Annotated in this window: 15 protein-coding genes; 6 read left to right on the forward strand and 9 right to left on the reverse strand. The window is 71.5% G+C overall.

Annotated features, from left to right (window positions below):
- Positions 1-7: 7 nt before the first annotated feature.
- Positions 8-541: a TetR/AcrR family transcriptional regulator gene (locus A4R43_RS08995; RefSeq protein ID WP_113691899.1), complete on the reverse strand. Its 534-nt coding sequence runs from the start codon at positions 539-541 to the stop codon at positions 8-10.
- 84 nt (positions 542-625) lie between these two features.
- Here A4R43_RS08995 and A4R43_RS09000 point away from each other — a divergent pair, with 84 nt between their 5' ends.
- Entirely contained in the window at positions 626-1,417 is a 792-nt protein-coding gene (locus A4R43_RS09000) for an SDR family NAD(P)-dependent oxidoreductase (RefSeq protein ID WP_113691900.1), read from the forward strand.
- Here A4R43_RS09000 and A4R43_RS09005 read toward each other — a convergent pair.
- Positions 1,398-1,658: a hypothetical protein gene (locus A4R43_RS09005; RefSeq protein ID WP_162788239.1), complete on the reverse strand. Its 261-nt coding sequence runs from the start codon at positions 1,656-1,658 to the stop codon at positions 1,398-1,400. The genes A4R43_RS09000 and A4R43_RS09005 overlap by 20 nt on opposite strands.
- Positions 1,659-1,774: 116 nt before the next feature.
- Between A4R43_RS09005 and A4R43_RS09010 the strand changes: the two genes are divergently transcribed.
- A complete protein-coding gene (locus A4R43_RS09010) occupies positions 1,775-2,722 on the forward strand; it encodes a helix-turn-helix transcriptional regulator (RefSeq protein ID WP_113691902.1) in 948 nt (315 codons plus the stop codon).
- Here the strand turns inward: A4R43_RS09010 and A4R43_RS09015 are convergent.
- Positions 2,719-3,513 (reverse strand): SCO1664 family protein, encoded by a 795-nt coding sequence (locus tag A4R43_RS09015; RefSeq protein ID WP_113691903.1) that lies wholly within the window; start codon positions 3,511-3,513, stop codon positions 2,719-2,721. The genes A4R43_RS09010 and A4R43_RS09015 overlap by 4 nt on opposite strands.
- A 1-nt stretch (position 3,514) precedes the next feature.
- Positions 3,515-4,090 (reverse strand): DUF3090 domain-containing protein, encoded by a 576-nt coding sequence (locus A4R43_RS09020; protein WP_113691904.1) that lies wholly within the window; start codon positions 4,088-4,090, stop codon positions 3,515-3,517.
- 162 nt (positions 4,091-4,252) lie between these two features.
- On the opposite strand from A4R43_RS09020, the gene A4R43_RS09025 reads away from it, so the two are divergent.
- Both A4R43_RS09025 and A4R43_RS09030 read left to right on the forward strand, forming a co-directional pair.
- The gene (locus A4R43_RS09025) at positions 4,253-6,190 is read left to right on the forward strand and encodes an alpha/beta hydrolase family protein (protein WP_113691905.1); all 1,938 of its coding nucleotides are present in this window, start codon (positions 4,253-4,255) and stop codon (positions 6,188-6,190) included.
- Positions 6,190-7,098: a S66 peptidase family protein gene (locus tag A4R43_RS09030; protein WP_113697449.1), complete on the forward strand. Its 909-nt coding sequence runs from the start codon at positions 6,190-6,192 to the stop codon at positions 7,096-7,098. The genes A4R43_RS09025 and A4R43_RS09030 overlap by 1 nt, the downstream gene beginning before the upstream one ends.
- On the opposite strand, the gene A4R43_RS09035 is transcribed toward A4R43_RS09030, so the two are convergent.
- The gene (locus A4R43_RS09035; RefSeq protein WP_113691906.1) at positions 7,095-8,054 is read right to left on the reverse strand and encodes a prenyltransferase/squalene oxidase repeat-containing protein; all 960 of its coding nucleotides are present in this window, start codon (positions 8,052-8,054) and stop codon (positions 7,095-7,097) included. The genes A4R43_RS09030 and A4R43_RS09035 overlap by 4 nt on opposite strands.
- Before the next feature lie 29 nt (positions 8,055-8,083).
- On the opposite strand from A4R43_RS09035, the gene A4R43_RS09040 reads away from it, so the two are divergent.
- A complete protein-coding gene (locus A4R43_RS09040) occupies positions 8,084-8,680 on the forward strand; it encodes a pyridoxamine 5'-phosphate oxidase family protein (protein ID WP_113691907.1) in 597 nt (198 codons plus the stop codon).
- On the forward strand, positions 8,664-9,071 hold the full coding sequence (locus A4R43_RS09045; protein WP_113691908.1) for a TIGR03668 family PPOX class F420-dependent oxidoreductase: 408 nt from the start codon (positions 8,664-8,666) through the stop codon (positions 9,069-9,071). Before A4R43_RS09040 ends, A4R43_RS09045 begins: the two co-directional genes overlap by 17 nt.
- A gap of 82 nt (positions 9,072-9,153) precedes the next feature.
- On the opposite strand, the gene mptB is transcribed toward A4R43_RS09045, so the two are convergent.
- From mptB to A4R43_RS09065, 4 genes are read right to left on the reverse strand one after another with little or no spacing between them, the layout of a single operon-like run.
- Positions 9,154-10,674, reverse strand: a complete 1,521-nt coding sequence (mptB, locus tag A4R43_RS09050; protein WP_113691909.1) for a polyprenol phosphomannose-dependent alpha 1,6 mannosyltransferase MptB — start codon at positions 10,672-10,674, stop codon at positions 9,154-9,156.
- A 14-nt stretch (positions 10,675-10,688) separates the two neighbouring features.
- Entirely contained in the window at positions 10,689-12,362 is a 1,674-nt protein-coding gene (locus tag A4R43_RS09055; protein WP_113691910.1) for a dipeptide ABC transporter ATP-binding protein, read from the reverse strand.
- Complete coding sequence (locus A4R43_RS09060; RefSeq protein ID WP_113691911.1) at positions 12,359-13,282, reverse strand: ABC transporter permease; 924 nt, start codon at positions 13,280-13,282, stop codon at positions 12,359-12,361. Before A4R43_RS09060 ends, A4R43_RS09055 begins: the two co-directional genes overlap by 4 nt.
- A complete protein-coding gene (locus A4R43_RS09065) occupies positions 13,279-14,307 on the reverse strand; it encodes an ABC transporter permease (protein ID WP_113691912.1) in 1,029 nt (342 codons plus the stop codon). The genes A4R43_RS09060 and A4R43_RS09065 overlap by 4 nt, the downstream gene beginning before the upstream one ends.
- Between the last annotated feature and the right edge of the window lie 8 nt (positions 14,308-14,315).

The raw sequence follows: 14,315 nt of genomic DNA on the forward strand, positions 1-14,315 counted from the left end.
CGCCGGTTCAGCGCGCACGCAGCCCGTCGAGCACGAAGCCGAGCTGCCGCCGCCAGCCGTCCGGTTCCAGCTGCACGATCCGGCCCAGCGCGAGGATCTGCAGCCCGAGGTCCTCCCCGGTGACGTCGGCGCGAAGGCCGCCGTCGGCGTGCGCGCGCCGGACGATCGGCTCGAGCGCCTCGGCCAGGTGCGCGCGGCAGGCGTCCGCGGCGGCGGAGGCTTCGGCGCTGGTCAGCCCGTCGAGCACGGCCCGGTGCCGCGCCATGGACGCCAGCGTCTGCTCCAGGAAACCGGCGAGCCCGGCCCAGGCGTCCTCGGCGGCCAGCGCGCGCTCGACGATGCCCGGCCACTCCCCCATGTCCTTCGCCAGCACCGCGCCGACCAGGTCCTCCTTGGTCGGGAAGTGCCGGTACACCGTGCCGACGCCGACCCCGGCCGCCTTCGCGATGTCCCTGATCTCGGCCTCCATCCCGCGCTCATCGAACTCCCTCGCCGCGGCAGCGAGCACCAGTTCCCGGTTGCGGGCAGCGTCCTTGCGCATCACGAGGCCATCCTAGCGTTGCGGAACCGGTGTTCCGGTACGTATTATCCGGAACCGAAGTTCCGGAACTGAGAGGAAACCCCCATGAAGACGATCGTGATCACCGGCGGCACCGACGGGCTCGGCCGCGCACTCGCCGTCAACCGCCTCCGCCGCGGCGACCACGTGGTGGTGATCGGCCGCAGCCACACCAAGTTCGCCGCACTCGGCGGCGGCGAATTCCTGCCCGCCGACCTCACGCTGATCAGCGAAAACCACCGCGTGCTCGAAGAACTGGGCGACCGGCCCATCGACGCGCTCGTGCTCGCCGCCGCCTACGCCAGCTTCCCGCGCGTCACCACCGCCGAAGGCATCGAGCACAACTTCGCGCTCTACCACCTCAGCCGCTTCCTGCTCGCCGACGGACTCCACGACAACCTCCGCGCCACCCCCGACCCGGTGATCATCGACACCACCGTGCCCGGCGCCCCCGCCGGCGCGATCCACTGGCACGACCTCAACCTCGAACACGGCTACACCTGGAAAGCCGCCAACCGGCAAAGCCGCCGCGCGACCTTCCTCCGCGCCGCCGGCCGCACCCGCGAAAACCCCGTCCCCCACGTGCTGATCAGCCCCGGCTTCGTGCGGTCCAGCCACCAGGGCTCCCTCACCGGCATCCGCCGCGGCCTGGTCACCCTGCTCGCCCGCGTCGCCGGCACCGCACCCGAACGCGCCATCGAACCCCTCAACGCCCTCATCGACCAGCCACCGGCCGAACCACTGACCGCCTACCAGGGCCGCAAGCGGCTGCCGGTGGAAATCGGCGAAGACACCCTCGCCGACGCCCACCGGCTCGCCGCACTGACCGGCGAACTGCTCAGCCCGCGGACGCGCTGACCCGGGACACCGCGTACACCACCACGTCCTCGTCACCGGGATTGCGCAGGAACTCCACCGGCAGCCCGGTCAGCCACAACAACGCGCCCCGCCCGTACCGCGGCGCCTCCCCGGTCGAGCACACCAGCTCCACCACCCCGGCCGCCACGCACACCAGCGCGCCCGCCCACTCGTCCTCGTCGAAACACCGCCGGCCGCCGGGAGGGATGACCACCTTCCGGCGCCGGAACCCGGTCGCCACCACTGCCCGTCCCTTCGCCGCCGCAACCCTTACCCCGGTTACGACACCCCGCGCGGCGAAAACTCATCGGCACAACGCGGAAGCAACCGTTCCGCGATCACTGCCAGACTCACCGCATGCTCGAGACCTCCGCGCGCCTGCTCCGCCTGCTCTCGCTGCTGCAAACCACCCGCGAATGGACCGGCCCCCAGCTCGCGGCCCGCCTCGGCGTGTCCACCCGCACCGTCCGCAAGGACGTCGAACGCCTCCGCGAACTCGGCTACCCCGTGCACGCCCAGCCCGGCGCCGCCGGCGGCTACCAGCTCGGCGCCGGCGCCCGCATGCCACCACTGCTGCTCGACGACGAAGAAGCCGTCGCCGTGGTCGTCGGCCTGCGCACCGCCGCCGGCGGACTCGAAGAAAGCTCCCTGCGCGCCCTCACCAAGCTCGAGCACGTCCTGCCGTCACGACTGCGCCACCGCGTCACCACGCTCCAGGCCGCCACCGTCGCCGCCCCCGACCAGCGCCCGCCCGTCGACCCCGCCGTGCTCACCACCATCGCCGCCGCCTGCCGCGACCACGAACGACTCCGCTTCGACTACCAGCGCCACGACGGCACCACCACCCGCCGCGACGTCGAACCCCACCGGCTCGTCCACGCCCACCGCCGCTGGTACCTCGTCGGCTGGGACACCGCCCGCGGCGACTGGCGCACCTTCCGCGTCGACCGCACCGCACTCCGCACCCCCAACGGCCCCCGCTTCACCCCACGCGAACCACCCCACGACGACCTCGCCGCCTACGTCACCGAAGGACTCACCAGCGCCTTCCGCAAGATCCGCGCCACCGTCCGCCTCCACGGCCCCGCCGACCGGTTCACCGAACACCTCGCCGACTGGGGCGCCGTCGAACCCGTCGACCAGCACACCTGCCTGCTCCACACCGCCGGCGACTCCCACGAAATGCTCGCGTTCTACCTCGGCCTGCTCGACACCGACTTCGACGTGCTCGACCCACCCGAACTCGCCGGCCACCTGCACCACCTCGGCCGCCGCTTCCTGCGCGCCACCGGAAACCCCGGTTAGAACAGCGGCCAGGGAATCGCGCGCCAGTCGTCACCCGGCTCCGGGAACCGGCCCTCCGCCAGCAACTTCGCCGCCCGCGTCCCGATCGCCCTGATCTCCGCCCGCGTCAGGTGCGGCGCCAGCTCCTCACCCAGCGAACCCTCCAGCAACGACGGCACCGCCGCCAGCTTCTCCACGATCTCCCCGGGCAGCTCGTCCCCGACCCAGCCCCACAGCACCGTGCGCAACTTCGGATCCGTGTGCAGGCAGATCCCGTGATCCACCCCGTAGATCGCGCCGTCCACCCCGGCCAGCACGTGCCCGCCCTTGCGATCGGTGTTGTTCACCACCACGTCCAGCGCCGCCAGCTCCCGCATCCCCGGGTGATCCGCGTGCGCCAGCACCGCCGGCTCACCCAGCCGGTCGTGCGCGTGCAACACGATCCGCCAGCCATCCGGCACCTCGGCAGGCGCCCGCACGTCGATCAGGTCGACGTCCTCATCGGTCTCGACCCACAACTGCACCATGCCCGGCCCGAACGGACCGTCCCGCAACACCGTCGGCGGCACCCGCCCCAGCCCGGTCCGCTCCGCCACCAGCGCCGTCGCCACCTCACGCCCGGCCAGCGTGCCGTCCGGGAAATCCCACAGCGGCCGCTCCCCCGACACCGGCTTGTACACCGCGTTCGCCTCGACCCCCGCCAGCTCCACCGAGCAGAACAGGGTCACGTTCGACGCGTCGACCAGCCGCCCCTCCACCGAGATCCGCCCGTGCGCCACCAACTCGCCGGGATCGGAAGACGAATCGGCCAACTCACTCCTCGATGACGTCCACGTCACGCCGGTACCCGTTCTGGCGCGGGCAGATGTGCCCCTCCGGGTCCAGCGGCTCACCACACAGCGGGCACGGCTTCCGCCCCGCGTTCACCACCCGGTCCGCCCGCTCCGCGAACGCCCGCGCCGCCACCGGGCTGAGGAACACCCGCACCGCGTCGGGCCCCTCCTCGGTGTCGTCGAGCACCACGGTCTCGTCGACCTCGCCCTCGGTCACCGCCAGCAGCTCGATCACCACCGCACTGCTCTCGGCATCCCACCCCAGCCCCATCGTGCCGACTCGGAACTCCTCCTCCACCGGCACCGACAACGGCTCGGAATCGACCAGCTCATCGGGTGTTTCCGCCGGGATCTCGGCACCGAAGCGCGTGGCGACCTCGTCGAGCAGCGAACCGAGCCGCTCCGCGAGCACCGCCACCTGCTGCTTCTCGATGGTCACACTGATCGTGCGCACATCCTCGGACGCCTGCAGGTAGAAAGTGCGGTCACCGGGTTCCCCGACGGTCCCGGCGACGAACCGGTCGGGCTGACGGAAGACGTGGATTACACGGGCCATGACAACCTCGACCCTAGGCCACCGGCCGAAGATCGGCATCCGCCGCCCCGGGTTTCGCCGCGGGCGAACAAGACCGGCAAAAATCCGACCTTTCCCCCACTCAGCCGAAAACCCTTCACCACAAGATCGCGGCGCCCTCGAAAGAGTGACTAAGCTCGCGCGATGCCCGAGATCGCGCCTTACGGAGCCTGGCCCTCACCCATCACCGCCGCGGACGTCGCCGCCGCCGGGAACACCCCCCAGTGGCTCGACGTCGTCGACGGCGAAGTCTGGTGGGCCGAAGCCCGGCCCAGCGAACGCGGGCGCGTCGCACTGGTCAAGGCCGGCCCCGACGGCGCCGTCGAAGAGCTCCTCCCCGCCCCCTGGAACGCCCGCAACCGCGTCCACGAATACGGCGGCAGGCCCTGGCTCGCCATCGACGGCAAGATCGCCTTCACCCACTGGGACGACCAGCGCGTCCACCTCCGCGACCCGGCCACCGGCGAAGTCACCGCACTCACCGCCGAACCCGAAGTCCCCCAAGGCGTCCGCTACAGCGACCTGCGCCCCGGCCGCCCCGGCGAACTCTGGGCCGTCCGCGAAACCAGCACCGGCCCGCGCCGCACCGACATCACCCGCGCCCTCGTCGCCATCTCACTGACCGGCGCCCCCGAACGCGAACTCACCGCCAGCCACCACTTCCTCACCGCACCCCAGCTCTCCCCCGACCACACCCACGCCGCCTGGCTCGGCTGGAACCACCCCGACATGCCATGGGACGCCACCGAGCTCTGCGTCGCCGAAGTCCGCCCCGATGGCACCTTCGGCCCCCACCGCGTGCTCGCCGGCGGCCCCGGCGTCTCCGTCTGCCAACTCCACTGGGAAACCCCCACCACGATCCTCGCCCTGCTCGACCCCGACGGCTGGTGGAACCTCCACCGCCTCGGCCTCGACGGCACCTCCCACAACCTCGCCCCGGTCACCGAAGAACTCGGCGGCGCGCTCTGGAAACTCGGCCTCACCTGGTTCACCCCGCTCGGCGACGGCAAGCACGCCGTGCTCAACTCCGGCCGCCTCGCCGTGCTCGACGAGCACACCGCCCAGGTCACCACCATCGACCCGGAAACCACCTGGGCCGCCGGCATCGCCCCCTACGGCGGCGGCATCGCCGGCCTCGCCGCCGGACCCCGCCGCGAAACCACCGTCCTGCACGCCGACCTGACCACCGGCACCCTCACCGAACTCAACCCCCACCCCGGCAACCACGCCCTGCCCGACCCCGCCTACCTCCCCACCCCCGAAGAACGCGTGTTCACCACCGCCGACGGCGAACCCGTGCCCGCCTACGTCTACCCACCAGCCAACCCCGAGTTCACCGGACCCGACGACCAGCTCCCGCCCTACCTCGTCCACGTCCACGGCGGCCCCACCGGCCGCAACTACCCCGTGCTCGACCTCGACTTCACCTACTTCACCAGCCGCGGCATCGGCGTCGTCGCGGTCAACTACGGCGGCTCCACCGGCTACGGCAGGCGCTTCCGCGAACGACTCCGCGAACAATGGGGCGTCGTTGACGTCGCCGACTGCGTCGCCGTCGCCCGCCAGCTCGTCGAAGAAGGCGCCGCCGACCCCGACCGCCTCGCCATCCGCGGCGGCAGCGCCGGCGGCTACACCTCCGCGGTCACCATGACCACCGAACGCGCCTTCCGCGCCGCCACTGTCAAGTACCCCATCCTCGACCTCCACCGCTGGACCGCCGACGGCGGCGAAACCCACGACTTCGAATCCCGCTACCTCGACGGCCTCATCGGGCCACTGCCCGAAACCGCCGACCGCTACCACGACCGCTCCCCGATCAACAACACCGGAACACTGGCCGGACCACTGCTCTTCCTCCAGGGCCTCGACGACCAGATCTGCCCACCCGAGCAAGCCGACCGCTTCGTCGCCTCCCTGCGCGGCACCGAAGTCCCGCACGCCTACCTCACCTTCGACGGCGAGCAACACGGCTTCCGCAAGGCCGAAACCATCATCGCCGCACTCGAAGCCGAACTCGCCTTCTACGGCCAGGTCTTCGGCTTCGACACCCCCGGCGTCGCCCAGGTGGACCTGCGCCCGTGATCCGCCCGCCCCAGCTCCGGACCGGCGACCACGTCGCACTCGTCGCCCCGGCCGGACCCGTGCCCGACGAACTGCTCGACACCGCCCACCGCACCCTCAAATCCTGGGGACTCGAGGTGCACGAAGGCCCGCACGCCCGCGGCGTGCACCCCACCGTGCCCTACCTCGCCGCCCCCGACGCCGAACGCGCCGCCGACTTCACCCAGGCCTGGCTCGACCCCGGCATCCGCGCCGTCTTCGCCGCCCGCGGCGGCTACGGCAGCATGCGCATGCTCGACCTCGTCGACTGGCACGCCCTGCGCACGGCCGGACCCAAGATCCTCACCGGCTCCAGCGACATCACCGCACTGCACGAAGCCGTCGGCGTCCACCTCGGCCTCAGCACCCTGTTCGCCCCGATGGTCGGCAGCACCCTGCTCACCCCCGGCGCCGCCGACCACCTCCACCGCACCCTGTTCGACCCCGGCACCGCACTCGACCTCGCCCGCCCCGGCGCCACCCCGCTGGTCCCCGGCCGCGCCGAAGGCGTGCTGATCGGCGGAAACGCCAGCCTGCTGGTGTCCAGCATCGGCGCCCCCGAACACCGCCCCGCCGACGGCGCGATCGCCCTGCTCGAAGACGTCACCGAAAGCACCTACCGGCTCGACCGCATCCTCACCCAGCTGCTGCGCTCCGGCTGGTTCGACGGCGTCCGCGGCATCGTGCTCGGCTCGTGGCAGGACTGCGGGCCTCCCGAGCAGGTCAAAGCCCTCATGCTCGACCGGCTCGGCCCGCTCGGCGTGCCCATGCTGTGGGAAGCCGGGATCGGGCACGTACCGGACTCACCCACCGTGCCACTCGGCCTGCCCGCCGCACTCGACGCCGACGCCGGCACGCTCACCGCACTGGGCCCGGCGCTGTCCACTTAGGACTCATCCCACCAGGAAAGCACCCTCGTCCCGGACAGCGTCAGCCACTTCGACCGCTCCCCGGCAGGCACGTCGACCTCGAACCACACCCGGCCGGCGTGCCGATCGCCCTGCACCCACGTGCCGTCCGGCTGCCGCGCGTCCCTGATCAACCCGATCGCCTCGGCCAGCCGCGGCTCCGGCGCCACCCCGTCGTGCGCCGACGCCTCCCGGAAGTACTCGGCCGCGTTGAGCACGTCGTAGCACCAGCGGAACGGATAGGCGAACCGGCCCACCCACGGCGCGATCGGCTCACCGGTGGACAACCGCCGGAACAACCCCCGCACCAGCAGGTACTCCTCACCGGCACGCCGCGCCGCCCGCGTCGCCTCCGTGCCGCCGGTCGCGATCTCGTGCGCCAGCAGGCCCTTGAGCGAGTTCAGTGTCGAATGGACGGACGACCGCCTCGCCCCGTCCACCCACGCGCAGTTCCAGCCACCGTCGTCCAGCTGGTGCTCGGCGAACCAGTCCGCGATCCCGCCGACGTCGGCACCCAGCCACAACCCGTTCGCGACGGTCCAGGCGTTGATGCAGCAGTCCACCTCACCGCCCCAGTACGGCAGGTCGTCGTACTCCCAGCGCGCGTGCTCCGCCAGCAACTCCGCCGTCCGCCGCTCCCGCAGGACCGCGGCGTCCATGCCCCACTCCCGCAGCGTCGTCAGCGACCACGTGGTCGCCGTCCACGGCTGCCCCGGCTCCCGCGCGGGGTCGTAACCCGCCGGGAAGTACGCACCACCCGCCCACTGGCCGTCGGGATCCTGGTGCGAGAGCAACCGGGCACCGAAGCCCTCGGTCGCGATCCTCGCCCTGGTCGCCTCCCAGACCTCGGGCGGTTCGCCCGCGATGTCCCGTTCGACCTGCCAGCGCAACGCCGGATCCGAGTCGAGAAGCCAGCCGACCAGCTCGGTGCCCACCATGCGCGGACCCTACCGGCATACTCGGCGGCATGGGCAAAACCTACGACCGCATCGACCACCGCCTCCGGGCCTTCATCGACGCGCAACCGGTCTTCTTCGTGGCCAGCGCACCCCTCAGCGGCGACGGGCACGTCAACCTGTCCCCCAAGGGCCGCGCCGGCACGCTCGCCGTGCTGGACGAGCACACCGTGGCCTACCTCGACTTCGGCGGCAGCCACGCCGAGACCATCGCCCACCTCCGCGAAAACGGCCGCATCACGCTGATGTGGTGCGCCTTCACCGGCCCGCCCAAGATCCTCCGCGTGCACGGCCGCGGTGAGCCGGTCTTCCGCGACGACCCGCGCTGGGCGGACCTGGTGCAGCGGTTCGGCGACGCCGACGGGCCGGGCCTGCGCGCGGTGATCCTCGTGCGTGCCGAGCTGATCAGCGACAGCTGCGGGTTCGCCGTGCCCTTCCTCGACTACCGCGAAGAACGCGACCACCACGCCAGGTACTTCGGCCGCAAGACCGACGAGGAGTTCGCCGCCTACTGCGCCGGGAAGGACACCAACGTCGCCAGCATCGACGGGCTGCCCGCCCTGCCGGTGCCGCTGCCGGAGCGGACCGACCGTGCGCCTGTCCACTGAGGACTGCCAGCGCCGGTTCGCCGCCGAGCGCGTGGCGACGCTGGGCACCGTCACCGGGGCGGGCGTTCCGCACCTGGTGCCGGTGACCTTCGCCGTGCTCGGCGCGGAGATCTGCTTCGCCATCGACCACAAGCCCAAGCGCACGCGCGAACTGGCGCGCCTGCGGCACATCGCGGCCAACCCGGCGGTCAGCTTCCTGGCCGACCGGTACGCCGACGACTGGGACCAGCTCTGGTGGGTGCGTGCCGACGGCCACGCCACCGTGCTCGACGAGCACCCCGAAGCACTCGACGCCCTGCGCGCGAAGTACCCGCAGTACCGGGACACTCCCCCGGACGGCCCGATCGTGCGGACCGTCGTCAGCCGCTGGTCCGGCTGGGCGGCGGTCTGAGCTGGTTTTTTCAGTGGGAAGTGAGATGATCGCTCAAAGCCCAGCCGTATAGGTCGTTATACACCTGACTACGGAGGAAACGTCAGCCGTTCCGCGAAGCCGGTTTCCGCCAGGCCTCGATCAGTCCCAGCGGATCCGGCTTGAGCAGGGACGCCGCCGCGTACACGCTCACCGCCAGCACCCCGCCGATGAACCACCAGTCGTAGAGCGCCTGCTCCCCCGTCGGGTAGTAGACGAGCACCAGGAACACCGACACCCCCACCACCCCGGCCAGGTGCTTGCGCTCCCACGGGAACGCCGAAGCCAGGACAAAACCCCAGGTCAGATACCACGGCAGGGTTGGCGGCGCGAGGATCGCCACGGCCAGCAGCGCGGCCGCGGCCCGCAGCACCGCCTGGTTGCCGCCGTCGCGGGACAGCCACCACTGCCGCACCACGAAGGCCGCCAGCACCACCCACGCCAGCGTCCGGAACACCGTGACGAACGGCGACGGCGGCACGTCCACCATGATGTGCACCATGGTGTAGACGATCTCGCCGATGCCGGTGGGGAAGTTCAGCCAGTTGGCGATCAGCTGCGGCGCGCTCATCCCGGTGAACCAGCCGATGTTCATCGAGCCGAGCGAAACCCAGGTGCCCACCACGAAGACCGGCACGAACACCCCCAGCGCGGGAAGCACCGCGCGGAAGAACCGCTTCACCCGGCCACCGCTGGGCAGCTGCGCGGCCCACATCCAGACCAGGAACGGCAGCGCCACCGCCGCGGTCGGCTTGATCAGCATGCCCACCGTGACCAGCACCACCGACAGCACCGGGCGCCGGTCCAGCATGGCCAGCACACCGGTGGTCAGGAAGCCCAGCATCAGCAGGTCGTTGTGCGGGCCGCCGACCAGGTGGATCACCGTCATCGGGCTGGCCACCGCCAGCCACAGCGTCACCGGCAGTTTCCCGCCGAGGTGCTTGACCAGCCGCGGCAGCGACCACAGCACCCCGGCCAGGCCGACCATGATCACCAGCCGGGTGAGGATCACCCCGAGGATCATGTTGTTGCCGGTGAGCCCGACCACCCACTTCGACACCAGCAGGAACAGCGGGCCGTAGGGCGCGGGCGTGTCCTGCCACAGCTGGTGCACGTTGAGCACCACGTCCGGCAGCACGTTCAGCTCGGCGGGCCCGGTGGCGTAGGGATCCATGCCGTAGAGCAGCTGCGCGCCCTGCCCGAGGTAGGAGAACACGTCACGGGTGAACAGCGGTGGCGAGACCAGCAGCGGGCCCATCCAGCAGGCCGCCGCGATCAGCACCGGCCTGGCGCCCACCCGGCCGTCCAGCACGTACCGGCCCAGCCGCACCCACGCCCACACCACCAGCCCGAAGCCGAAGTACAGCAGCGCGGTGGCCAGCGCCTTGCCGTGGCCGTAGCGAATGAACGACAGCGGACCGTGACCGAGCACCGGATCCCGGATCAGGATGCCGCCGGCGCCGAGCGCGGCGAGCATCAGCAGGGTCGAGCCGATCGTGCCCATCGCGATCGTCCGGTACGGAAAACGCGAGGGCACGACGCTCACCGCGCCTGCTTCGGCTGTGGGGTCTGTGGTGGTCGCCATTTCACCACAGGAGATTACACACCGCGCTCCCCGGAAGCCCCGGCGCCAGCGCCTTCCACGTGGACGGTTCCACCCGGAAGTGCGGCCAGCAACGACTTCGTGTACTCGTGCCGCGGCGAGAGCAGGACCTCCTCCACGGTGCCGACCTCCACCAGCTCACCGCGGTACATCACGGCCACCCGGTCGGCGATGTTCCACGCCAGCCCCAGATCGTGCGTGATCACCAGCCCGGCGAGCCCGAGCTGCCGCCGCAATCGCAGCAGCAGCGCGAGGATCTCCCCGCGCACCGACGCGTCGAGCGAGGCCACCGGCTCGTCGGCGACCACCACCTTGGGATCGAGCGCGAGCGCCCCGGCGATCACCACGCGCTGGCGCTGACCGCCGGACAGCTCGTGCGGCAGCCGCTGCATGAACCGCTCCGCCGGCCGCAGTTCGGCCGCCTCCAGCGCCTTCCTGACGATTTCGCGTTCGTCCTCGGCCAGCCCGTGGATGCGCGGCCCTTCGGCCACCGCCTCGTACACGCTGTGCCGCGGGTTCAGCGCGCTCGTCGGGTCCTGCAGCACCAGTTGCACCTGCCGCCGGTACGCCTTGAGCCCGGCACCGGTCAGCGGCACGCCCTCGAACAGCACCTGCCCCGAGGTCGGCTTCTGCAGGCCCATCAGCGTGCGCGCCAGCGTGGTCTTGCCCGAACCGGACTGGCCGACCAGCGCGATGATCTCGTTGCGCCGGACCTCCAGGTCCACGCCCTTGACCGCGTCGATCGCCGCGCCCCTGCGGTCGCGGAAGCGGACGTGCAGGTCCCTGGCCTCCAGCAGCGGCCCCTCCCCCGTGTCCACCGGGGTCTCCGGCTCCGGCGGCAGCTCGGTCGCGGTGGCCGGGGCGAACCGCGACACCGGGTCACCGACCGTCGGGAAGGCCGCCGCCAGCGCCTGGGTGTGGGCGTGCTTCGGCGCGGCCATCACCTGCTTGCCCGCGCCCTCCTCGACGATCTCGCCGTCGTACATCACCGCGATCCGCGCGCAGGTCGCCGCCAGCACCGACAGGTCGTGACTGATCATGATCAGCCCGATGCCCTGCTCGGCGACCAGGCCGCTGAGCAGTTGGAGCACCTGCGCCTGCACGATCACGTCCAGCGCGGTGGTCGGCTCGTCGGCGATGATCAGCCGCGGGCGGCAGGCCAGCGCCATCGCGATCATCACGCGCTGCTTCTGCCCGCCGGACAGCTCGTGCGGATAGGCACCGGCCCGGCTGACCGGCAGGTCCACCTGCGCCAGCAGCTCCTCCACCCGCTCGCGCACCGCGGTTTCGCTCTGCGCCTTGCCCTCGGGCGGGTGCAGCCGGATCGGCTCGGCGATCTGCTCCCCGATCCGGCGCACCGGGTTCAGCGCGTGCATCGCGCCCTGGAACACGATCGACGCCGTGGACCAGCGCACCGCCCGCAGCCGTCCCCACTTCATCGTGGTGACGTCCTCGCCGTCGAGCAGGATCTCGCCGGTGACCTTCGCGGACTTCGGCAGCAGCCGCAGCACGCTCATCGCCACCGTCGACTTGCCCGACCCGGACTCCCCCGCCACGCCGACCGTGTCGCCCGGCTCCAGCCGCAGGCTGACGTCGCGCACCGCGCGCACGTCCTCCCCCGGCGCCGGATAGGTGACGTTCAGGTCCTTGATCTCCAGCAACGCGCTCATCGATCCCCCCTGAGCCGCGGGTTGAGCACCGTCTCCAGCGCCCGGCCGACCAGCGTGAAGCACAGCACGATGGCCACGATGGCCAGGCCCGGCGGCAGCAGGTACCACCAGGCCCCGCCGCTGACCGCGCCCGAGCTGAGCGCGGTCTGCAGCATCGAACCCCACGACACGTTGTTCGGGTCACCGAGGCCGAGGAAGGACAGCGTGGACTCGGCGATGATCGAGCCGCCGACCACCAGCGTGGTGTTCGCCAGCACCAGCGGCATCACCGCGGGCAGCACGTGCTTGCCGATCACGTGCAGGTGCCCGCCGCCCAGCGCCTTCGACCGCTCGATGTACGGACGGCTCTCCACGGTCAGCGTCTGCGCGCGCACCAGGCGCGCCGTGGTCGGCCACGAGGTCACGCCGACCGCGACGATGATCGTCGGGATGCCGCGCGGCAGCACGCTGGACAACGCGATCGCCAGCACCAGCGACGGCAGCACCAGGAAGAAGTCGGTGAACGGCAGCAGGATCCGCGCCACCCACCGGCCGAAGTGCCCGGCCGCGATGCCGACGATCGTGCCGATCAGCACCGACAGCACGGTCGCCGCCAGCCCGACCAGCAGCGAAACCCGCGCACCCCAGAAGGTCAGCAGCAGCACCGACCGGCCGTCCACGTCGGTGCCCAGCAGGTACTCCCCGCTCGGCGGCTGCAGCGGCCTGCCCGGCGCCTTGGTCACGTCCAGCCCGGCCGGATCGGTGATCACCGGCGCCAGCACGGCCAGCACCACGATCACCGCCAGCAGCACCAGCCCGACCAGCCCGCCGCGGTTCTTGGCGAACTCCTTCCAGACCTTCCCGGCGGCGGCGAACCGGCGCTGCCAGGCGATCGCGCTCGCGGACTGTGTCGGTTGTGTCCCTTGTGGAGCTTCGCTCATGACGCACGCACCCTCGGGTCGAGCACCCGGTAGAGCACCTCGGCGAACAGGTTCATCACGACCACCGAACCGGCCAGTATCAAGAACACTCCTTGCAGCAGCGGCAGGTCCGGCCCGCGCAGCGCTTCGAACGTGAGCAGCCCGAGCCCCGGCCACGAGAACACGGCCTCGACCGTGACCGTGCCCGACACCACCAGCCCGAACTGCAGGAACACCAGGGTCACCGTGGGCAGCAGCGCGTTCGGCACGGCGTGCCGCCGCCGCACCAGGTCGTCGCGCAGCCCCTTCGCGCGGGCCGTGGTCAGGTAGTCCGCGTTCATCTCCTCCAGCAGCGACGACCGCATCACCAGCATGTACTGCGCGTAGATCACCGCGAGCAGGGTGACGCACGGCAGCACCAGGTGGTGCGCCACGTCCAGCAACTCGGGGAAGAAACCCGGCGGCGTGTCCGGCGAAGTCATGCCGCGGCTCGGGAACAGGCCCTGGGTGGCGATCAGCAGCATCAGCCCCAGCCAGAACTGCGGCACCGACCACAGCGTCAGCGCCACCCCGGTCTGGACCTTGTCGAAGCCGCTGCCCCGGCGCCACGCCGCCCGCACGCCGAGCCACAACCCCAGCGCCACCGCCAGCACGGTGGCGGTGCCGACGAGCAGGATGGTGGGCCACACCCGCTCGCCGATCATGTCCGCCACCGGCCGGTTGTAGATGTAGGAGGTGCCCAGATCACCCCGCAGCAGCCCGCCGAAGTAGTCCAGGAACTGCTGCAGCATCGGCTTGTCCACGCCGAGGCGGGCGCGGAGCTCGGCCAGCTGCTGCGGGCTGGTCGGCCGGTCCCTGGTCATCGTGGTGACCGGGTCGCCGGGGATCATCCGGAACAGCAGGAAGCCCAGCACCACCACCAGCAGCAGGCTGACCAGCCCGGCGCCGATCTTCCCGGCGAGAAACCGAAGGGTCCCGGTACCCCCGCGTCGTTCGTCCGGGTCGGGCAGCTCGGTGCCCGTGGCTGTCGAGACCGCTTCGGTCAACGCCTCTT

Origin of the sequence: Amycolatopsis albispora, assembly GCF_003312875.1 — a bacterium.
In the GTDB taxonomy this organism is placed as follows: domain Bacteria; phylum Actinomycetota; class Actinomycetes; order Mycobacteriales; family Pseudonocardiaceae; genus Amycolatopsis; species Amycolatopsis albispora.